This window comes from Pantoea sp. T14, assembly GCF_036663535.1.
GTDB classification, from domain to species: Bacteria; Pseudomonadota; Gammaproteobacteria; order Enterobacterales; family Enterobacteriaceae; genus Pantoea; species Pantoea phytostimulans.
The window spans coordinates 82,763-103,508 of record NZ_JAWUEB010000015.1 but is presented as its reverse complement, the minus strand read 5'-3'; the positions used below and the strand labels follow the sequence as shown (position 1 = coordinate 103,508).

Below are 20,746 nucleotides of genomic sequence, written 5' to 3'. Positions count from 1 at the left end.
TTGTCATAACGTATGCACAGCAAAATTGAGAATGATGATATGGAGAAACAAACGCACAAAGCGCGCACGCGCCAGCGCATTCTTGAAGAGGCCGCTCGTGTAATGCGCGAGAAGGGGACGGAAAGCATTGGCGTCGCGTCGTTAATGAAACGTGTGGGATTAACGCATGGCGGTTTTTACGCGCACTTCAGCTCGCGAGATGATTTAGTTCAGGAAGTGATGAAGCAAATGTTTGCGGATTCCGCGCAACGGGTTGAGCCTGTGGCGCAAGATGCAACGCCTGCACAGCGCTTGGTGGCTTTTATCAATTATTACCTTTCGGTTGTTCACCGTAATGCGCCCGCAGAAGGGTGTCCATTGCCCGCTTTGGTGAGTGAAGTGGCGCATCTTCCAGAGGAAGCACGGCAAATATTTTCCCAGGAAATGCATTCTGTTCATGAGCGACTGGCGAAGCCGTTGCGGGAAATGGGGCACGATCAGCCCGAAGCATTGGCATCCAGCATGTTAGCGGAAATGGTCGGTGCACTGGCATTAGCGCGAGCCTGTCCCGATGATCAGCTCGCTGATGAAATGCTGGCGCGCAGTCGTTACGCCTTAATGACCCGTGCTGGGCTGGAGTCTTAATGAGCGAGCACACCATTACCGATATTATTGCGCCTGGCTTAAACGTACTTTTCTGCGGCATTAATCCGGGCTATTCCACCGCGCATAAAGGGTTCCATTTTGCGCATCCGGGGAATCGATTTTGGAAGGTTATCTATCTGGCGGGCTTCACGCAGCAACAGCTCAAGCCTGAGGAAGAGCAGCGCTTACTTGATACAGGATGTGGTATCACAATGTTAGTTGAGCGTCCGACTGTACAGGCAAGCGAGCTAGCAGTTAATGAGCTACAAGAGGGTGGTGAGCGTTTGATGGCAAAAGTTTTGCAATATCAGCCCGCCGCTTTGGCTATTTTGGGGAAAGATGCGTTTAAGCGCGCGTTTGGAAAAAACAAAGTTGAGTGGGGCGCGCAGCCGATATTTATGGGAAAAACCCAAGTGTGGGTGCTGCCTAATCCAAGCGGGTTAAATCGTGCGTCACTGGAAGAAATGGTTGAAGCATATCAACAGCTTCATCATGCGTTAGAAGCAAAACGGATGAAGAGTGACTGAGCAAAGCACAACGCGACTGATCATTAGCAATGTATCGGCAGGGAAGGGATCAGGAGTGAAATAGCAGAGGAAAAACGGCGGAGAAAGTACGCTGAAATAAAAAACCCCGGCGAACCGGGGTTTAGCTGACTTAGTCGTCGAGGAAGCTACGCAGCACTTCCGAGCGGCTCGGATGGCGCAATTTACGCAAGGCTTTTGCTTCAATCTGACGAATACGCTCACGCGTAACGTCGAACTGTTTGCCCACTTCTTCCAACGTATGGTCAGTGTTCATATCAATACCGAAACGCATACGCAGAACTTTGGCTTCACGTGCAGTCAGGCCAGCCAACACATCGTGAGTAGCATTACGCAGGCTTTCTGAGGTAGCAGAATCCAGCGGCAGCTCTAACGTGGTGTCCTCGATAAAATCGCCCAAATGTGAATCTTCATCATCACCAATCGGCGTCTCCATTGAGATCGGCTCTTTAGCGATTTTCAACACTTTGCGAATTTTATCTTCTGGCATCAGCATGCGTTCAGCCAGTTCTTCTGGCGTCGGCTCGCGGCCCATCTCTTGCAGCATCTGACGCGAAATACGGTTGAGCTTGTTGATTGTCTCAATCATATGCACCGGAATACGGATGGTACGCGCCTGGTCAGCGATAGAACGGGTAATTGCCTGACGAATCCACCATGTGGCGTAAGTAGAGAACTTATAACCACGGCGATATTCGAACTTATCAACCGCTTTCATCAGGCCGATGTTACCTTCCTGAATCAAATCAAGGAACTGCAAACCGCGGTTGGTGTATTTTTTGGCAATTGAGATCACCAGACGCAAGTTGGCTTCCACCATTTCTTTCTTCGCGCGACGCGCTTTGGCTTCACCAATCGACATGCGACGGTTGATATCTTTCACTTGCTCAATGGTCAGGCCGGTCTCTTCTTCAATCTGAGCCAGTTTTTGCAGGGAACGCATAACGTCATCCTGCACTTCAAGCAGCTTTTCAGACCACGGCTTGTTCATTGCCAGCGCAGCTTTGAACCAGCTTTCATTGGTTTCGTTGCCGGTGAACAGCGTGATGAAGTTTTTCTTCGGCATTTTGCACAGTTCAATACACAGCTTCATGATCAAACGTTCCTGAGTACGGACACGTTCCATCATTACGCGCATGCTGTTTACCAGGTAATCGAACTGCTTCGGCACCAGGCGGAACTGTTTAAATACGTCAGAGAGATTCTGAATTTCAGCAACGGCATCAGCATGGCTGCGGCCCTTGCTTTTGATAACGGTGCGCGTGGTTTCATACTGCGTACGCAGGTCAGAAAACTTCTCACGTGCCAGCTCTGGATCGATTGAGTTATCGTCATCAGCACTGTCGTCATCTTCTTCGTCATCTTCTTCTTCATCGTTACGATCTGCTTCAGAAAGTTCAGAACCGACATGCGTTGCAGTCGGCGCGATATCTTCTTCAGCATTCGGATCGACGAAACCGGTAATCAGATCAGACAAGCGTGATTCGCCTGCTTCAACTTTATCGTACTGATCCAGCAGATAAGTAATCGCTTCCGGGTATTCAGCAACAGAGCATTGAACCTGGTTGATACCGTCTTCAATACGCTTAGCGATGTCGATTTCGCCTTCACGCGTCAGAAGTTCAACGGTACCCATTTCACGCATATACATGCGAACCGGGTCAGTGGTGCGGCCAATTTCAGATTCAACGCTGGATAATACCTGAGCGGCCGCTTCTGCAGCATCTTCATCAGTATCGGAGCTGTTTTCGTTCAGCATCAGATCGTCAGCATCCGGGGCTTCTTCAACCACCTGAATGCCCATGTCGTTAATCATCTGGATGATGTCTTCGATCTGATCGGAGTCGACGATATCTTCCGGCAGATGGTCATTGACCTCAGCATAGGTCAGATAGCCTTGCTCCTTACCACGGGTGACAAGAAGCTTGAGCTGTGACTGCGGGTTTTGCTCCATAAGACGGTATCCACACTTCTGTTAATTAGATTGGTGTCGGTCGGCAGCGAGCCAACAATAGCAGTGAAGGCATTATATTCTTGCCGCTACCCTCGTCGCGGCGTGGGCTACGCCCATCAGTAATCGGCACTTAAGCCGCAAATCTTGCTGTCCGAGATGGCCTTCATAACCCTTTGCAACGCGGCAAACGGGCGGCAGTAATGATCTCTCTGGAACAATGTTAATTAGGCTTGGCTTTTATGCCGACGTCTTCAAATTGACGAGACGCGCCTTTAAAACTGATTAGCCTGCTTTACTGCCATTTCTGGCGTCTTCAACTTCAGGCCCAATGAAACTGTTATTTCTTTGCAAGAGCCTGGCTCAAAGCCCAGAACTCACGGCGTTCTTCAGCGCTTAATCCCTGTGTACGATCGCGTGCGATGAGCGCTTCAAGCCGCTGTTCAAGCGCGGAGTCATAAACACTGGCCAGCGAGTCCTGAAACACCTCTTCAGCTTCCTCATCCACTATCATGTGGTTCCAGATTGCCAGGGTTTCAAGAGTCTGACTAAAATTTGTTCCGCGATATAACTCTAGTAGCTGGCCAGTGGTCAAGCCAGGATTCTCGTTACAACGGTTGATTAAGTCGACAAACAGCGGCAAACCGGCCATTTTCGATTCAGCAAGCCCGTCAAGCGACGGCACCATCGTGGCCAGTTGCGGATTCTGTATCAATAAGGCAACCAACACGCGCATGGTCGTTCGCTTAAGCGGCGGCGCAATCGGCGCCGCTCCGCTTGTAGCCAGCTTGGGCATCAACTTTTCAAGCTGATTGTCATCCAAAATGCCGAGCTTATTTCCCAGTTCCTGACGCATATAAATACGCAAGGTTTCACCTGGGATTTGTGAAATCAAAGGTAGTGCTAACGTGCTCAAGCGCGTTTTGCCATCACGTGAACTGAGATCGACCTGCGGCAGCAAAGAATCAAATAAGAAAGAGGAGAGCGGCATTGCCTGCTCCATACGCGCTTCGAACGCCTCTTTCCCTTCTTTGCGTATCAGCGTGTCTGGATCTTCGCCATCCGGCAAAAACATAAAGCGTAGCTGACGACCATCATTCATGTAAGGTAATGCGGTCTCGAGGGCACGCCATGCGGCTTCGCGACCCGCGCGATCGCCGTCATAACAACAGATGACATTATCAGTGCTGCGAAACAGCAATTGAATATGTTCGGCTGTGGTTGACGTACCGAGCGACGCTACAGCGTAATCAACGCCAAACTGCGCAAGCGCGACCACATCCATGTAACCTTCAACCACTAAAAGTCGTTTTGGTTCAGGATGATTTTTTAGTGCTTCATACAGGCCATAAAGCTGACGGCCTTTATGAAAAATGGGTGTTTCTGGCGAATTTAAATATTTGGGCGTGTCGTTGCCCAATACGCGTCCACCAAAACCAATGACGCGGCCTCGCTTATCGCGAATTGGAAACATGACGCGCTCGCGAAAGCGGTCATAGGTGCGGCCCTTATCATTGGTCACTAACATGCCGGCTTCCATTAATGATTCACGATCGTCCGGCTGCTTACCAAAACGTTTGAGAACATTGTCCCAACCGGCGGGAGCATAACCAATCGCGAAATGATTAATGATGTCGGCGCTCAGGCCGCGGCGGTCAAGATAGTCGCGTGCGGGCTGGGCATTGGATTGCTGCAGGCTTTGCTGATAGAAACCATTCAGATTATCCATCAACTGATAAAGGCTTTGTCGCTGATGACGTTCCATCGGCGTTGGCCCGCTGCCTGCTTCATAAGGCACTTCTAAACCGTGGGAAGTGGCTAACTCTTCAATACTTTCAACGAACTCAAGACGATCATAGTTCATTAAAAAATCGATAGCGTTGCCGTGGGCACCACAGCCAAAACAGTGATAAAACTGTTTCTCACCGTTTACGGTAAAAGAGGGCGTTTTCTCGTTATGGAAAGGACAGCATGCGTGGAAATTCTTACCCTGCTTTTTCAGCTTAACGCGGGCATCGATAAGATCCACGATGTCCGTGCGGGCAAGCAAATCATTAATAAATACGCGTGGAATTCGTCCAGCCATACGCCCCAAATTTTTAGCTCATAAACGGCAACAAGCCGCGCTTCCTTTCGGAAAGCACGGCCTTTTACTTGACTCTGTCTGCGTATATTACGCGATGGAGGCGAACCTCCAGAAGAACTTAGTACAGACGAGTGCGGCGTGCGTTTTCGCGAGCCAGTTTCTTGGCGTGACGCTTAACTGCAGACGCTTTAGCGCGCTTACGTTCGGTAGTCGGTTTTTCATAGAACTCACGACGACGAACTTCAGCCAGAACGCCTGCTTTCTCGCAAGAACGTTTAAAGCGACGCAGTGCTACGTCGAACGGCTCGTTTTCACGTACTTTAATTACCGGCATGTAACCTCTTACCTCAATAATATTCGGTTTTGCTGCTGACTGCGGCGCCAGCACATTTCAAAATGGTGCAGCATTTTACTCCAACTCAAGTTGGTTTGTAAAGCGCCATGTATAATTTGAAACCAACAGGAGCGATTACCTGTGCGGCTGCCGGTTTTTTTTCAGGGGCGGAAGTATAGCGCACTCTTTAGGCGGCAGAAAATCACTTTTTGCAGGGTTTGGCACCTCTGCCTGCACATTTGCTGTGCTAAACTGCGCGCCGCAAGAAAGAGGTGATGCAATGCGAATTTTGGGTATTGAAACGTCATGCGATGAAACCGGCATCGCAATCTACGATGATCAGGCCGGTCTGCTGGCTAATCAACTTTATAGTCAGGTAAAACTGCACGCCGATTACGGCGGCGTCGTGCCTGAACTGGCGTCACGCGATCACGTGCGCAAAACCATTCCACTGATTCAAGCCGCGTTGAAACAGGCAAATTTACAGCCGCAGCAGATTGATGCGGTAGCGTATACGGCGGGTCCAGGTTTGGTCGGCGCGCTGCTTGTAGGGGCAACCATTGGCCGTGCGTTGGCCTTCGCCTGGAAAGTGCCGGCTGTGCCTGTTCACCATATGGAAGGGCATTTGCTGGCGCCGATGTTAGAGGATAATCCTCCCTCCTTTCCGTTTGTCGCGTTATTGGTTTCTGGTGGGCATACACAACTGATCAGCGTAACCGGCATCGGTGAGTATGAACTGTTGGGTGAATCGATTGATGATGCTGCCGGTGAAGCGTTTGATAAAACCGCTAAGCTGTTAGGACTCGATTATCCGGGCGGACCAATGCTGTCAAAAATGGCGCAGCAAGGTACGGCAGGCCGCTTTAAATTTCCCCGACCGATGACCGATCGTCCGGGACTGGATTTTAGTTTCTCTGGCTTGAAAACCTTTGCAGCGAATACGATTCGCGGTAACGATGACGATGATCAAACGCGAGCCGATATCGCACGCGCGTTTGAAGATGCGGTGGTGGATACGCTCTCGATCAAGTGCAAGCGCGCGTTAGATCAAACCGGCTTTAAGCGTTTGGTCATTGCAGGTGGCGTCAGTGCGAACAGCACGTTGCGTGAGCAGATGGCTAAAATGATGCAGGCGCGCGGTGGAGAAGTTTTTTACGCTCGTCCTGAATTCTGCACCGACAACGGCGCTATGATTGCCTACGCGGGCATGGTGCGCTTAAAAGGCGGAACCCGCGGTGAGCTAGGCGTAAGTGTTCGTCCTCGCTGGCCGCTAGCGGAATTACCCGCCATTTGACGTAAAAAAAGCCGGCTAGCCGGCTTTTTTATTCTTCGCGCTTTTTCTTACGCTTCCAGATTTTTGTTTCTTGTCCGCGCCACAGGCGCTGGATGTTGTCGTGATGGCGCAACAGAATAAGACAAGAAAGCATCGAAACCGGGAACGTAAACTGCGGTTTAAACCACCATACGTAAAATGGCGCAATCAGTGCACTGATTATCGCACCCAACGATGAGTAGCCGCTTAATAATACGGTCAGCAACCAGGTTCCCGTCATTAATCCCGTCAGATCCCAGCCAATCGGCGCAATCGCACCTAATGCTGTTGCTACGCCTTTACCGCCGCGAAAACGGAAAAACACCGGATAGATGTGACCCAGACAAGCAGCAATTGCCGTTAAGCCAAGATAGAGCGGCGATACGTGCAACACATAAGCGAGCCAGACGGGCACCATGCCTTTCAATACGTCGAAAATCAGAACGCAGATCGCTGCCGCTTTGCCGCCCACGCGTAACACATTAGTCGCACCAGGGTTTCCTGAGCCGTGAGCGCGAGGATCGGGCAGGCCAGCGAGTTTGCAAACCAGGATCGCACTGGAAATCGAACCGCAAAGATACGCGAAAATAATCATACCAAGCGCGATAGCACTCATAACACAGTACCGTTTCCTTTAGGGTCGTTTTGTTCTCTTTAACCATGGATAATACGCATAATCCGCCGGAAGTGGTATCCGGCTTAGCCAAAAACAGAGACTGACATCATGGATATCGTATTTATAGAACAACTCACGGTGTTCACCACCATTGGCGTTTACGACTGGGAGCAAGGTATTCAACAGAAGCTGGTGCTCGATGTCGAAATGGCTTGGGATAACCGTTTAGCCGCGAGCAGCGACGATGTGAAGGATTGCCTGAGCTACGCTGACGTCTCCGAAGCCATCCTGGCCCACTTAAACGGCAGCCGTTTTGCGCTTGTTGAGCGCGTAGCTGAAGAAATCGCGGATCTGTTGATGAACCGTTTCAATTCGCCGGGAGTACGCATAAAGGTAGCAAAACCGGGGGCTGTAGCCCAGGCAGCGCAGGTTGGCGTTCGAATTGAGCGCGGGACTATTCCTAAATAAACTCGATGTGATTGCCATCACAATGAAACCAAACCAAATTACTGTTTGTCATAGCAAGTGCCGTTTCGTTGCTTAACGCGAATTAGCCCAAAAACGTAAGGTTTTATTCAGGCGAATGCAGGCAGAATTTCAGGCGATAGCCCTCGCGCTACCGCCTTTTTAATGGTTTTAACACGGATAGAGGGAAAATTTGATGGCAGATATTCATCAGCTTTGGGTAGCTGCAATCCTGGGCATTGTCGAAGGGTTAACCGAGTTTTTACCGGTCTCTTCAACAGGGCACATGATTATAGTTGGCCACCTGCTGGGCTTTGAAGGGCAAAAGGCTGAAACGTTTGAAGTTGTGATTCAGCTGGGTTCGATTCTGGCGGTAGTGGTGATGTTCTGGCGCCGCCTGTTTGGTTTAATTGGTATTCGCTTCGGTGAAGTGAAACATGAGGGCATCGGCAGCGGACATTTAACGCTGATCCACATTCTGCTGGGCATGGTGCCAGCCGTGGTGGTTGGGCTGGCATTTCATGATCAAATCAAAACGCTGTTTAACCCGATAAACGTGATGTATGCGTTAGTGGTAGGGGGTGTGCTGTTGCTGGCGGCGGAGTTTTTCAAACCTAAGCAGCCTAAAGCGGTTGGTATTGACGATATCACTTATCGTCAGGCGTTTATGATCGGTTGCTTCCAGTGTCTGGCGCTGTGGCCGGGCTTCTCGCGTTCAGGTGCGACTATTTCTGGCGGCATGCTCATGGGCGTGAGCCGCTATGCGGCATCAGAATTTTCATTCATCCTGGCGGTGCCGATGATGATTGGCGCAACAGGATTAGACCTCTACAAGAGCATCGGTTTCCTGACCATGGAAGATTTCCCGATGTTTGCGGTGGGTTTCATTACTGCATTTGTCGTCGCGATGATCGCCATCAAAGTCTTCCTTGAGCTCATCAAGCGAATCTCTTTCGTTTCGTTTGCTATCTACCGCTTCATCCTTGCAGCGGTGGTTTACACGATCTTTATGTAAACCGTTTCGCGGCCAGTCATGCTGGCCGCGAAGTCGTAATACCCTCAGCGACGGCAGCAATACGTCGTCGCGTGAGCTCCTCCCGCACTTCAATTCCTTTAAATCCAGCCTCAACCACTGCCTTGGTGGGCACAGCTTGTGCCACTGCAAAAGCGCGGCGTAAATAGTCGCCTTGCGGATAAGGCATGCTTTCTAAACCTGCACGTCCACGCGCATCCGCTTCACTGGTCAGCGCCATCTGTTCAACACGTTGGGGTTTACGCCAGGCATCAATGCGATCAAACAACGCCACTAACGACTCTGCAGATTGGCGCTCAATAGTATGCACCACGTCATGAAACTCAGTGACGACCAAGGCTAAATCTCGAATGGCGTTTGGTACGCGCAGGCGCTGACACAATGCTTCAACCAAGGGAACGCCTGCCGGGCCATGTCCATGATGGCTTGGCCACTTTTCGGGCGGCGTCAGGGCCTTGCCAATATCATGAAACAGCGTGGCAAAACGCACGTCCAATGAATCAGATAAAGCCGCTGCCATAGCCAGTGTCATCAAGGTGTGAACGCCAGTATCAATTTCTGGATGCCATTTTGCCGGAGCCGGAATACCAAAAAGATTATCGATCTCGGGGAACAACACCTTGAGTGCACCGCAATCACGTAAGACCTGAAAGTAAACCTGAGGATTACGCGTCGTCAGGGCTTTCTCAGTCTCTTTCCAGACACGTTCAGCGGTGAGATCAGCAAGTTCTCCGCTTTCCACCATCGCCCGCATTAGCGCTTGGGTTTCATCGGCAATGCGGAAATTAAGGTGTGCGAAGCGGGCTGCGAATCGCGCAACACGCAACACGCGCAGCGGGTCTTCATTAAAAGCCATGGAAACGTGGCGCAGCAGGCGCTCGGCAATGTCGCGTTGGCCATGATAGGGATCGAACAGGCGACCTTCTTCGTCGCGGGCAATGGCGTTAATGGTCAGATCGCGACGCTGCAGATCTTGCTCCAGCGTTACGTCCGGTGCCGACCACGTTACAAACCCGGTATAGCCTGTGCCGTTTTTGCGCTCGGTACGTGCTAACGCATACTCTTCCCGGCTTTTAGGATGGAGGAAAACCGGGAAGTCGCGCCCAACTTGTTGATAGCCTTGCTCAAGCATGGCTTCTGGCGTGGCACCAACAACGACCCAATCTTTGTCTTTAACCGGCAGATTCAAGAGCGCATCACGTACTGCGCCACCTACAAGAAACGTCTTCACTCAACAACTCCAGAGATAAATAAGTGACTTACGCACCTGCGGCTTCCTGCTCCTGAATTCAGGTGTGCATGTTGTTTTATTGTTGCACACATTTGCCAGATTGCAGGCATGCGAAAAAGGGCATCTGGCGATCCCCTTTTATAAACAAACAGATACGCGTTAGTTCATCCAGCGATCTTTTTTCTTCCGGCTTGGGATCATGTGTGGCAATAACAAGCCCAACAGCAGACCAACACCGAGTACGCCGCCACCATACATAAACCACTGCATAATGATGGTGCGCTGTTTGTCATCCAACTGCACGTTAGCGGCGCTGACTTTCTTCTGGGCGACAATCAGCTCGTTTTTCAGCTTCTGATTATCATTTTGCAGACCGGTAATGACGCTGTCGCTGTTAGCGACTTTGTTCTGCATTTCAGAGGTGCGTTGATTCCAGCTGTTATCGATGTTATCCAGCTTGGCGGTAAGATCTTTAACCTGCTGCTCTAGCTGCGGCACGCGTGTACGCAGGCTTGGACTGGCGCTCAACTGTGACAACGGAATCCACGTAGTGCGGCCTTCTGAATCACGGATCTGGCCGTAATTCGTGTCGTTGTTGGTTTGCACCAACTGCACTTCTTCACCTGCGTTCAGCTTACCAAGCAGGCGAAACTGATCGCCTGGTCCGCTGCGAACCCAGGTAGACAATTCATCGGAAACGTAACGTTTTTCTTCGGCGTGGGCAGGTGCGAGAGTGCTGAGAGCCAGCAAAGTAATTCCAGCGAGTGTGATTTTTTTCATTAGATTTCGTATTTGCTTGATGACTAAAAATTTACCGGCACAGTCTGGAGAGGCTTCGCATAAATCTGAATGAGAACTATCCTGGTCTCAATTACCTGCGAAAAGGGCTGCGAAAGCACAAAGAAAGCAGAGACAGCCCGGCTTCTGTGCATTAATCTTCGCCTGATAACCCCTTTAGCTTTCAAGCTGCAACTGCATTAATTCGCTGATTGCGGCCTGGAATATGCGAGGGAAAACCTCTTAAGTGCCAGCGGCGTATTGAATAAAAAATTATGACCATTGAAATCGAACTAAAGTTCATTGCGACATCACAGGCTGCCGAGAAATTGGCAGACGCACTCGTGGCGTGGCCGCATCAGTATCAGGCTGCGCGTGAGTTAACCAATATCTATTTTGAAACCGACGACAATCAGTTGCGTCGTTGGGATATGGGTTTGCGCATTCGTGGTGTCGATCAACGCTATGAAATGACGCTAAAAGGCGGCGGCAAAACGCTGGGTGGTTTACACCAGCGCCAGGAATATAACGTAGATCTGGTTGAGCCGAAACTCGATATCACTCAATTACCTGTTGAAATCTGGCCGAAAGAAACCGACATAGCTGACTTGCAGCAGCGTTTGCAGCCACTGTTTACTACGCATTTCCAACGCGAAATTTGGTTGGTGACCTTCGGCGGCAGTGAAATCGAAGTCGCATTTGATCGGGGTGAGGTTGCCACAGAGTCTTTCAGCGAGCCGCTGTTTGAAGTCGAGCTGGAACTCAAACAGGGCGAGCGTAGCGACATGCTGGCTTTCGCTCAACAGCTGATCGCAGTCAGCGGGCTTCGATTGGGCAGCCTGAGTAAAGCTGCACGTGGCTATCAACTGGCGCAGGGCAACCTGCCTCGTCCCGTTCGTGCTTTCCCCGTGTTGAAAACCGATGCAAAAGTCACGGTTGAAGAGGGCATGATTGCCGCGCTGTCAGCTGGACTAAACCATTGGCAATACCATGAAGAAGTTTGGTTACGGGGTAATGGCTCTGCGCAAGATGCCGTGCGCGAAGCGCTGGAAGTTTTACGTCAGGCGTTTGCTTTATTCGGCGCTTTAGTACCACGTAAAGCCAGCAGCGAGCTGCGCCAAAAGCTGACAACGTTAGAAGAGATCTTAGCGAATGAAGAGGTCAACGCGCAGGATTTTTGCTTCTCTCCACTCTCTGTTGAAACACAGTTAGCACTCACTCGCTGGTTGGTTGAATCGCACTGGCAACAATGGATTGATGAAAAAGGTAAGACCAAGCTTCAGGCTTCCTTCAAACGTTTCAGCGATATTATGTTAGCCCGCATCAATGCCGATCTTAAAGAGACGTTTAGCGCGGTCAAGCAGCCCAATGAGTACCATGACAAAGCGACACGCCTTGCTCGTCAGCTGCTCACCGTTCATTTGCTGGCAGGCGCGTATGTGCAGGAAGCCGTGGCGATTTGGCTGGCGCCATGGCAACAGCTGCAACTGGCTATTGAGGCGCATGAGGAAAATGGATTGCCGTGGCTGGCTGGGCAGGCCATCAAGCAACCTGCTTTCTGGAAAAGCAGCGGTCCAGCGCGTTAAGTCCGAACACATCATCAGGGAGGGAATATGTTGCCAGAATTACCTGCATTATTACGATCACAAGCTGAAAGTGCCGCAGTGCGATTGGGCGCGCCTTTTGCCTCGTTAAGCGCAGAGCAGGTCGCGGGCCTGGCGTTTAGCGATTTCGTGGTGGAAAATCTGCAACGACATCCCGACTGGTGGCAAGAGATTCAGCGAGAGTCGCCGCAAGCGGATGAGTGGCGACATTACGCTAACTGGCTGGCGTTGGAAATGCAGACAGTCGACAGCGAAGCAACATTGATGCGTGTGCTGCGGCTGTTTCGTCGTCGAATGCTGGTTCGCATTGCATGGATGCAGTGCTTGTCTCACGCGAGTACCGAACAAAGCCTGCAACAGCTGAGCGTTTTAGCCGAAGTCCTTATTTGCCGCGCCCGTGATTGGGTGTATCAGGATTGCTGCCAGGATTTTGGCACGCCCTGCAACGCAGAAGGCGATGCCCAGCCGATGCTGATTCTCGGCATGGGTAAGCTCGGTGGAGGAGAACTCAACTTCTCCTCTGACATCGATTTAATCTTTGCCTGGCCAGAAAATGGCGTGACGCGTGGAGGACGGCGGGAGCTTGATAACGCGCAGTTTTTCACGCGCATGGGGCAGAGACTGATTAAAGTATTGGATCAGCCCACGATTGATGGCTTCGTTTATCGGGTTGATATGCGTTTGCGCCCGTTTGGTGATAGCGGCCCGCTGGTGCTCAGTTTTGCCGCACTGGAAGATTATTATCAGGAACAAGGCCGAGACTGGGAGCGTTACGCCATGGTCAAAGCGCGCCTGATGGGCGATGAGCAGGATCGCTGGAGCCAGGAACTGCAACAAATGCTGCGACCTTTTGTCTATCGTCGTTACATCGACTTTAGCGTGATCCAGTCGCTGCGTAATATGAAAAGCATGATCGCGCGTGAAGTACGTCGACGCGGCCTGAAAAACAATATCAAGCTGGGTGCGGGTGGCATTCGTGAAACCGAATTTATTGTTCAGGTCTTTCAGCTGATTCGGGGTGGACGTGAGCGTTCACTTCAACTGCGTGCCCTCATGCCAACGTTGGCGGCGATTGGCGAGCTGGCGCTGTTACCCGCTGAGCAAATTGACGCATTGCGTCATGCTTATCTGTTTCTACGTCGGCTGGAAAACCTACTGCAAAGTCTGGGCGATCAACAAACCCAAACCTTACCTGACGATGAACTTAATCGCGCGCGACTAGCATGGGCGATGAATACCGATGGCTGGCTGGCATTAATGGCGCAGATGGAAACGCACATGTCATCTGTGCGCGCTATTTTCGATGAGTTGATCGGTGAAGATACGCCGGACATTGACGACCAGCGCGAACTGGCTGAATTCATCGGGCTGTGGCAGGACAAGCTGGACGAGGATGATCTGGTGCCGTTAATGCCGCAACTCAATGAAGAGCAACGTCGTTCGCTGCATCAAACGCTGGAGGCGTTCCGTCAGGATATTAATCGGCGCACTATTGGGCCGCGTGGGCGCCAGGCGCTTGATCAGCTCATGCCGCGCTTGCTCAGTGAAATCTGCCTGCGAACAGATGCTGCGGTGACGTTTAGCCGTTTGACACCTTTATTACTCGGCGTCATTACGCGCAGTACCTACCTTGAGTTGCTAACCGAATACCACGGTGCGCTGCGTCATCTCATTCGCCTCTGTGCCGCTTCACCGATGGTCGCCAGCCAACTGGCGCGCCATCCTTTACTGCTGGATGAGTTGCTTGATCCCGCTACGCTGTATCAACCTACTGCCACCGATGCGTATCGTGATGAATTACGCCAATACCTGATGCGTATTCCTACCGATGACGAAGAGCAACAGCTTGAAGCGCTACGCCAATTTAAGCAGGCCCAGCTTTTGCGTATTGCAGCAGCGGATATTGCTGAAACCTTGCCGGTAATGAAAGTCAGCGATCACTTAACCTGGCTGGCAGAAGCGATTATAGAATCCGTGGTGCAGCAAGCGTGGAACATGATGCTGCACCGCTATGGCCGACCTTCACACCTTAAAGATGAAAATGAGCGTGGTTTTGCGGTATTAGGCTACGGCAAATTAGGCGGTTGGGAACTGGGTTACAGCTCTGATCTTGATTTAGTGTTCCTGCACGATTGCCCCCTGAATGCAGTCACTGATGGTGAACGCAGTATTGATGGCCGCCAGTTTTACCTGCGGCTGGCGCAGCGGGTGATGCATTTGTTTAGCACCCGTACCTCTTCCGGCATTCTCTATGAGGTTGATGCCCGCCTGCGGCCTTCAGGTGCAGCAGGCATGTTAGTCAGTACTTTCGACGCCTTTGCTGAGTATCAGCATCAAGAAGCCTGGACATGGGAACATCAGGCGCTGGTGCGGGCTCGCGTAGTGTTTGGAGAACCCGCATTAGGGGAGCGTTTTAGCGAAATTCGTCGCGGTATTTTATGTTTGTCGCGTGAGGCGGGTGGCCTGCAAACTGAAGTACGGGAGATGCGTGAGAAAATGCGTACCCATCTCAGTAACAAGCATAAAGGTCGTTGGGACATCAAAGCCGACGAAGGCGGCATAACCGACATTGAATTCATCGCGCAATATCTTGTCCTACGCTACGCCACACAACAACCAGTGCTGACGCGCTGGTCAGATAATGTGCGAATTTTCGAGCTGATGGCGAAGCACCACATCATGCAGGAAGATGAGGCGCTCGCGTTGACGCAGGCTTACGTCGCGTTGCGTGATGCATTGCATCATCTTGCCTTACAGGAGCTTCCTGGCCATGTTGAGCCAGAAGCATTTGAAGTCGAACGGCAAACGGTGAAAGAGAGCTGGCAGCGTTGGCTGGTTTCACCGGTTTCTCTCTAAGCGCCGGCTAATAGCACATTTCGCAACTGTGATATTATCCGCGCACTATTTTTACAGCAGTCTGGAGTGTCTGGAATGAAAGTGACTCTGCCCGCGTTTGGTCAAGCCTCGGTGCTGGTCGTCGGCGATGTGATGTTAGATCGTTACTGGTATGGCCCAACCAGCCGTATTTCACCTGAAGCGCCGGTACCGGTAGTGAAAGTGGACACGGTTGAAGAGCGTCCTGGCGGCGCGGCGAACGTAGCAATGAACATTGCTGCACTTGGCGCAGCATCACGTTTGATCGGTTTGACGGGCGAGGACGATGCGGCACGAGTACTGAGTAGCACGTTGAAAGACGTCAATGTTAACTGTGATTTCGTGGCAATAAAAAGTCATCCTACCATCACTAAACTGCGCGTACTTTCTCGTAATCAACAGCTTATCCGCCTTGATTTTGAAGAAGGATTTGAGCAGGTCGATCCAGAGCCTATTCATCAGCGTATGCGTCAGTCGTTAGCCTCTACCGGTGCGCTGGTGCTTTCTGATTACGCTAAAGGCGCCCTGAGCAGCGTGCAGGCAATGATTAACCTGGCACGCGAAGCGAAAGTACCGGTATTAATCGATCCTAAAGGTACTGATTTCGAACGCTATCGCGGTGCGACCTTACTTACCCCTAACTTTTCAGAGTTTGAAGCAGTGGTTGGCAAGTGTAAGAGCGAAGACGAAATTGTCACGCGTGGCATGCAGCTGATTGCAGACTATGACCTGTCGGCATTGTTGGTAACTCGTTCTGAAAATGGCATGACATTGCTTCAGCCGGGTAAAACGCCGCTGCATTTACCGACCCAGGCGCAAGAAGTTTACGACGTTACGGGAGCGGGCGACACGGTAATTGGCGTATTAGCCGCAGCCTTGGCCGCCGGAAACTCACTGGAAGAAGCCTGTTTCCTTGCCAATGCGGCAGCGGGTGTTGTCGTCGGAAAATTAGGCACATCAACGGTTAGCACCGTTGAGCTGGAAAACGCGATCCACGCCCGCCCTGAACAGGGTTTTGGCATCATGAGCGAAGCGCAATTAAAAGTGGCCGTTGAAATGGCACGCAAGCGCGGCGAAAAAGTGGTGATGACCAACGGTGTATTCGACATCCTTCACGCCGGTCACGTTTCTTATCTCGCTAATGCACGTAAGCTGGGTGATCGTTTGATTGTTGCGGTTAACAGCGACGCTTCTACCAAGCGGTTGAAAGGTGAGAGTCGTCCGGTTAATCCACAAGAAAACCGCATGATCGTACTGGGCGCGTTGGAAGCGGTAGATTGGGTTGTGGTGTTTGAAGAAGATACGCCGCAGCGTTTGATCGCCGGTATATTGCCTGATTTGCTGGTAAAAGGCGGCGATTACAAACCTGAAGATATTGCGGGAAGCAAAGAGGTTTGGGCCAACGGCGGTGATGTACGTGTGCTGAACTTTGAAGACGGTATTTCAACGACCAACATTATTAAAACCATTCGTGGCCAGTAAATAATGTAATAAGCGGGAGAAGGCTCTCCCGCTTTGTCATTTTATTCCGGGGTATTTTCCGGTTTGATCACTGCCGCTTCCTGTGGCGTGATCACTGCGGGTGCCGGTGCGGGTGCGTTTTGGCTCTCTAACTGCGCCAAACGTTGCTCCAACGCAGACAGTTTCTCGCGTGTACGCAGTAATACCTGCGTCTGCACATCAAACTCTTCGCGGTTGACCAAATCCATACGCGTCAGTTGCGCCTGAAGAACCTGACGAATTTTCTTTTCGACATCGTCACCAAACTCACGAATTCCCTTCGGCATCGCTTCATGGACCTGGCGTGCAATTTGTTCAATTTTTTTCGTGTCGATCATGATTATTTCCTGGTTACGGGTTGCTGATGGCAGCAGTTGTGCGCACTCGATATCTGCTAAGTGTAATGCCAGAAATGAAAAGGTTAAACCTGAAATCGGTAACGCAGGAAATGCCAAAGCATTTGCAGTTTTGTTGATTGCCGCTCCAGTTGATCGGCGCTATAGTAATTTTGCTTATTCTCAGGGCGGGGCGAAACTCCCCACCGGCGGTAAATCAGCGTCAGCTGAAAGCCCGCGAGCGCTTCACAAGTGATCGTGAAGGTCAGCAGATCCGGTGTAATTCCGGAGCCGACGGTTAAAGTCCGGATGGGAGAGGGTAAAGACATCTGCTGGGCTTTTTGTCCACGCCACGTTATTGCCACGTCTGTTGACGTCACTCCTAAGCTCGCCCTGATTCTGGTAACCCAATACATTTAAAAGGTTTTTATTACCATGAATCAGACGCTACTTTCTGAATTTGGCACGCCGGAACAGCGTGTAGAACGTGCCATCGCCGCACTGCGTAATGGACGCGGTGTGATGGTGCTTGACGATGAAAATCGTGAAAACGAAGGTGATATGATCTTTGCCGCTGAAACGATGACCGTTGAGCAAATGGCGCTCACCATTCGTCACGGCAGCGGCATTGTTTGTCTGTGCCTGACTGAAGAACGTCGTCAACAGCTCGATTTACCGATGATGGTGGAAAATAACACCAGTTCATACGGCACCGGTTTTACCGTCACTATTGAAGCTGCTGAAGGCGTTACCACCGGCGTTTCGGCCAAAGACCGCATCACAACGATCCGTGCGGCTGTTGCTGACAATGCCAAACCGAGCGATTTGAATCGTCCTGGCCACGTATTCCCTTTGCGCGCTCGCGATGGCGGCGTGTTAACGCGCGGTGGCCATACTGAAGCAACCATTGATTTGGTTACGCTGGCTGGTTTTAAACCCGCAGGCGTATTGTGTGAGCTTACGAATGATGACGGTTCGATGGCGCATGCACCTGAAGCTATCGTGTTTGCGAAACAGCATGATATGCCGGTAGTGACTATTGAAGATTTAGTGGCTTTTCGTCGCGATCGTGAAACGCGCCAGGCGAGCTGATTAACCTGCGTTATAAATGAAATGAAACAGGCCGGATTTCCGGCCTGTTTTGTCTTTTATCTACTGGCATAAAAAATGTGATTACCGATCACAACGGTACGTTCAAATGCGTGACGCCAGCCGGGCTTAACCCGATGAGCATGAAAATAAGTTGCTCCTTTCGTCACATCTTCCACTTCCCCATTAATAATTCTGTTCGCAAGCTCTTGCGCTCGCTGCCAGCTTTTGTCATGTGCTGGGGGATGTGAATGCGGATTTTTTTTTAGAGATGTCCAGGAAAACTGTTTCGGTGCATACACCACCGGACAGATTTCTTTCACATCCCATTTTGCCCTGTTCATGGTTACCGTGCCGACGGCAATTTGTCCCATTAACGGTTCACCACGCGCTTCGTGATAAATGTTCAGCGCCAGGCATAATATGGCACCTTGGACTAACATAACGCTCCGTTGGTTTATTGACGTGCAACGGAGTGTAATTAGTGAAGGTGGCCGACCGTACAAGACCCGTCTCGGTTAGAGGTTTATTGAGTATAAATCATTCAGCAATGCTTTTTTTATCAGTGATTTGCGACGATTCTTGCTCAGCCGATACCGGTGGTTTGTAAGAGCGTCAGGCTTAAACCCATGACGGTCATGCCACATAATACGCCGTAACTAGGATTGTTATGCGGGTCAATTTCGCGCGCTAATGGCATCAGTTCATCTACGGATAAAGCCACCATAATTCCTGCAACGGCCGCCATAACGGCAGCGATAATCACTGGCGAAACCATGGGGCCCAGCAGCATAAAAGCGATAACGCCACCTAAAATTTCTGCCATTCCCGATACGCAGGCCCAAAAGATCGCTTTCATTTTTGAACCCGTGGCAGCATACATCGGCCCGGCGACAGCTAATCCTTCCGGAATGTTATGTATGGCCACCGCAAGCGCGATCCCCATACCAAGTTCCATATCACTGCTGGCGGTAACATAGGTTGCAACGCCTTCCGGGAAGTTGTGCAAACTAATGCCCAACGTCAACAAGATAGCGGTACGACGCAAATTAGTCGGACGGCGTTTAACCGCGACCATATCTTGTGGATGCTGATGCGGCAGCATGCGGTCTAAAGCGAAGTATCCCAGCAGGCCCAGCATAAACATGCCATAACCCAAGATTGGCGACATACCTTCCGCATGTAATGCAGCAGGCAGCATCTCCATAAGCGAGATCAGCAGCATGATGCCAGCAGCAAAACCGAGAGCAAATGCGAGCACTCGATTAGAAGGTTTTTGTCCTATCACACCCAATAGCGCGCCGATAAAAGTCGCGGCACCTGCCAGCACGGTAAGCAGTAAAGGTACTGACATTGCACTCTCCTTAATGATAATGATTCCCAGTTAAAGTACCTTTAACCTTACAAAAGATCGAGTTTTGTTACGTAAAGAAATGTCGAAAAAAGATCATTCAAATTCTCTGATGATCATCATCATGCTTATCCGCGTGATTAGCGGCATAAACGGCGTATCGTAACGGTTATCAAAGCGGCACTTTTTTAGGAAAGATTCATGAGTCAGTTACGTATGCCGGCGCTGTTTTTGGGACATGGCAGCCCTATGAACGTGTTAGAAGAAAACCGTTATACCGAAGCCTGGCGGGAAGCAGGTGAAACGCTACCGCGCCCACGCGCCATTCTTGCTATTTCTGCGCACTGGTACACGCGAGGCACCGCAATAACGGCGATGGAAAACCCACGCACCATTCATGACTTTGGCGGTTTTCCTCAAGCACTGTTTGACACACGTTATCCTGCGCCGGGCTCGCCTGATTTGGCGGAAGAGATTGCTAAATTGCTGTCGCCTGTTCCGGTTCAGCTTGATCAGGAATGGGGATTCGATCACGGTTCCTGGGGCGTATTGATTAAAATGTATCCTGAAGCCGATATTCCTGTGGTGCAGTTGAGTATTGACGCGACTAAACCTGCAGCCTGGCATTTTGAAATGGGGCGTAAATTAGCAACGCTGCGTGATCAGGGCGTGATGATTGTGGCAAGCGGCAATGTGGTACATAACCTGCGAATGGTGCGCTGGGGCGGCGGGGATGACATCTATCCGTGGGCAAGTCGCTTTAATCAATTTGTGCGTGAAAATCTGGCATTACAAAGTGAGGCTGAAACGCATCCATTGGTGAATTTTATGCAGCATGAAGGGGCCAGCCTTTCGAATCCTACGCCGGAACATTATCTGCCACTTCTGTATGTTTTGGGCGCACGTCAGCCGGATGAACCCGTGACCATTCCCATTGAGGGTATGGAATTAGGTGCAATCAGTATGTTGTCAGTACAGGTTGGGTAAAAATAATGAACAGGCCATTTATCTGGCCTGTT

19 protein-coding genes and 1 riboswitch are annotated in these 20,746 nt (G+C 50.9%); of the genes, 10 read left to right on the top strand and 9 right to left on the bottom strand.

Going from position 1 to position 20,746, the window contains the following annotated elements:
- Positions 1-39 precede the first annotated feature (39 nt).
- Both SC127_RS06400 and mug read left to right on the top strand, forming a co-directional pair.
- Entirely contained in the window at positions 40-624 is a 585-nt protein-coding gene (locus SC127_RS06400; RefSeq protein ID WP_332625815.1) for a TetR/AcrR family transcriptional regulator, read from the top strand.
- Positions 624-1,151, top strand: a complete 528-nt coding sequence (gene mug / locus SC127_RS06395; RefSeq protein ID WP_332625814.1) for a G/U mismatch-specific DNA glycosylase — start codon at positions 624-626, stop codon at positions 1,149-1,151. The genes SC127_RS06400 and mug overlap by 1 nt, the downstream gene beginning before the upstream one ends.
- Positions 1,152-1,281: 130 nt before the next feature.
- Here the strand turns inward: mug and rpoD are convergent, their stop codons facing one another.
- From rpoD to rpsU, 3 genes are all read right to left on the bottom strand, one after another.
- A complete protein-coding gene (gene rpoD, locus SC127_RS06390) occupies positions 1,282-3,123 on the bottom strand; it encodes an RNA polymerase sigma factor RpoD (RefSeq protein WP_215845552.1) in 1,842 nt (613 codons plus the stop codon).
- A gap of 337 nt (positions 3,124-3,460) precedes the next feature.
- Positions 3,461-5,206, bottom strand: a complete 1,746-nt coding sequence (dnaG, locus tag SC127_RS06385; RefSeq protein ID WP_243078923.1) for a DNA primase — start codon at positions 5,204-5,206, stop codon at positions 3,461-3,463.
- A 118-nt stretch (positions 5,207-5,324) separates the two neighbouring features.
- Positions 5,325-5,540, bottom strand: a complete 216-nt coding sequence (gene rpsU / locus SC127_RS06380) for a 30S ribosomal protein S21 (protein ID WP_001144069.1) — start codon at positions 5,538-5,540, stop codon at positions 5,325-5,327.
- 280 nt (positions 5,541-5,820) lie between these two features.
- On the opposite strand from rpsU, the gene tsaD reads away from it, so the two are divergent.
- Entirely contained in the window at positions 5,821-6,834 is a 1,014-nt protein-coding gene (gene tsaD, locus SC127_RS06375) for a tRNA (adenosine(37)-N6)-threonylcarbamoyltransferase complex transferase subunit TsaD (RefSeq protein WP_243078924.1), read from the top strand.
- A gap of 28 nt (positions 6,835-6,862) precedes the next feature.
- Here tsaD and plsY read toward each other — a convergent pair whose 3' ends face one another.
- Complete coding sequence (plsY, locus tag SC127_RS06370) at positions 6,863-7,468, bottom strand: glycerol-3-phosphate 1-O-acyltransferase PlsY (protein ID WP_215845554.1); 606 nt, start codon at positions 7,466-7,468, stop codon at positions 6,863-6,865.
- A 108-nt stretch (positions 7,469-7,576) separates the two neighbouring features.
- On the opposite strand from plsY, the gene folB reads away from it, so the two are divergent.
- Positions 7,577-7,936, top strand: a complete 360-nt coding sequence (gene folB, locus SC127_RS06365; protein ID WP_332625813.1) for a bifunctional dihydroneopterin aldolase/7,8-dihydroneopterin epimerase — start codon at positions 7,577-7,579, stop codon at positions 7,934-7,936.
- Between the two features lie 193 nt (positions 7,937-8,129).
- Complete coding sequence (gene bacA / locus SC127_RS06360) at positions 8,130-8,948, top strand: undecaprenyl-diphosphate phosphatase (RefSeq protein ID WP_215845555.1); 819 nt, start codon at positions 8,130-8,132, stop codon at positions 8,946-8,948.
- 16 nt (positions 8,949-8,964) lie between these two features.
- Here the strand turns inward: bacA and SC127_RS06355 are convergent, their stop codons facing one another.
- Positions 8,965-10,197 carry a multifunctional CCA addition/repair protein gene (locus tag SC127_RS06355; protein ID WP_332625812.1) on the bottom strand — a complete coding sequence of 411 codons (1,233 nt, stop codon included), beginning with the start codon at positions 10,195-10,197 and terminating at the stop codon, positions 8,965-8,967.
- Between the two features lie 159 nt (positions 10,198-10,356).
- Positions 10,357-10,977, bottom strand: a complete 621-nt coding sequence (locus SC127_RS06350; protein WP_243078927.1) for a TIGR04211 family SH3 domain-containing protein — start codon at positions 10,975-10,977, stop codon at positions 10,357-10,359.
- 272 nt (positions 10,978-11,249) lie between these two features.
- Between SC127_RS06350 and SC127_RS06345 the strand changes: the two genes are divergently transcribed.
- The 3 genes from SC127_RS06345 (at position 11,250) to hldE (ending at position 16,934) form a co-directional block, all read left to right on the top strand.
- Positions 11,250-12,560: a CYTH domain-containing protein gene (locus SC127_RS06345; RefSeq protein ID WP_332625809.1), complete on the top strand. Its 1,311-nt coding sequence runs from the start codon at positions 11,250-11,252 to the stop codon at positions 12,558-12,560.
- 27 nt (positions 12,561-12,587) lie between these two features.
- Positions 12,588-15,434, top strand: a complete 2,847-nt coding sequence (gene glnE / locus SC127_RS06340; RefSeq protein ID WP_332625807.1) for a bifunctional [glutamate--ammonia ligase]-adenylyl-L-tyrosine phosphorylase/[glutamate--ammonia-ligase] adenylyltransferase — start codon at positions 12,588-12,590, stop codon at positions 15,432-15,434.
- 75 nt (positions 15,435-15,509) lie between these two features.
- Entirely contained in the window at positions 15,510-16,934 is a 1,425-nt protein-coding gene (gene hldE / locus SC127_RS06335; RefSeq protein WP_332625806.1) for a bifunctional D-glycero-beta-D-manno-heptose-7-phosphate kinase/D-glycero-beta-D-manno-heptose 1-phosphate adenylyltransferase HldE, read from the top strand.
- A gap of 41 nt (positions 16,935-16,975) precedes the next feature.
- Here the strand turns inward: hldE and ubiK are convergent, their stop codons facing one another.
- Positions 16,976-17,290, bottom strand: coding sequence for a ubiquinone biosynthesis accessory factor UbiK (gene ubiK, locus SC127_RS06330; protein ID WP_243078931.1), 315 nt, complete (start codon positions 17,288-17,290; stop codon positions 16,976-16,978).
- A gap of 172 nt (positions 17,291-17,462) precedes the next feature.
- Positions 17,463-17,612, top strand: a riboswitch (FMN riboswitch).
- 110 nt (positions 17,613-17,722) lie between these two features.
- Here ubiK and ribB point away from each other — a divergent pair.
- On the top strand, positions 17,723-18,379 hold the full coding sequence (ribB, locus tag SC127_RS06325; RefSeq protein WP_332625805.1) for a 3,4-dihydroxy-2-butanone-4-phosphate synthase: 657 nt from the start codon (positions 17,723-17,725) through the stop codon (positions 18,377-18,379).
- 56 nt (positions 18,380-18,435) lie between these two features.
- Here ribB and SC127_RS06320 read toward each other — a convergent pair whose 3' ends face one another.
- Together SC127_RS06320 and zupT are read right to left on the bottom strand one after the other, a co-directional pair.
- Complete coding sequence (locus SC127_RS06320) at positions 18,436-18,819, bottom strand: cell wall hydrolase (protein WP_243078933.1); 384 nt, start codon at positions 18,817-18,819, stop codon at positions 18,436-18,438.
- A gap of 143 nt (positions 18,820-18,962) precedes the next feature.
- Complete coding sequence (zupT, locus tag SC127_RS06315; RefSeq protein WP_243078934.1) at positions 18,963-19,730, bottom strand: zinc transporter ZupT; 768 nt, start codon at positions 19,728-19,730, stop codon at positions 18,963-18,965.
- Between the two features lie 198 nt (positions 19,731-19,928).
- Here zupT and ygiD point away from each other — a divergent pair, with 198 nt between their 5' ends.
- Positions 19,929-20,714: a 4,5-DOPA dioxygenase extradiol gene (gene ygiD / locus SC127_RS06310; RefSeq protein ID WP_332625804.1), complete on the top strand. Its 786-nt coding sequence runs from the start codon at positions 19,929-19,931 to the stop codon at positions 20,712-20,714.
- Positions 20,715-20,746: the final 32 nt, after the last annotated feature.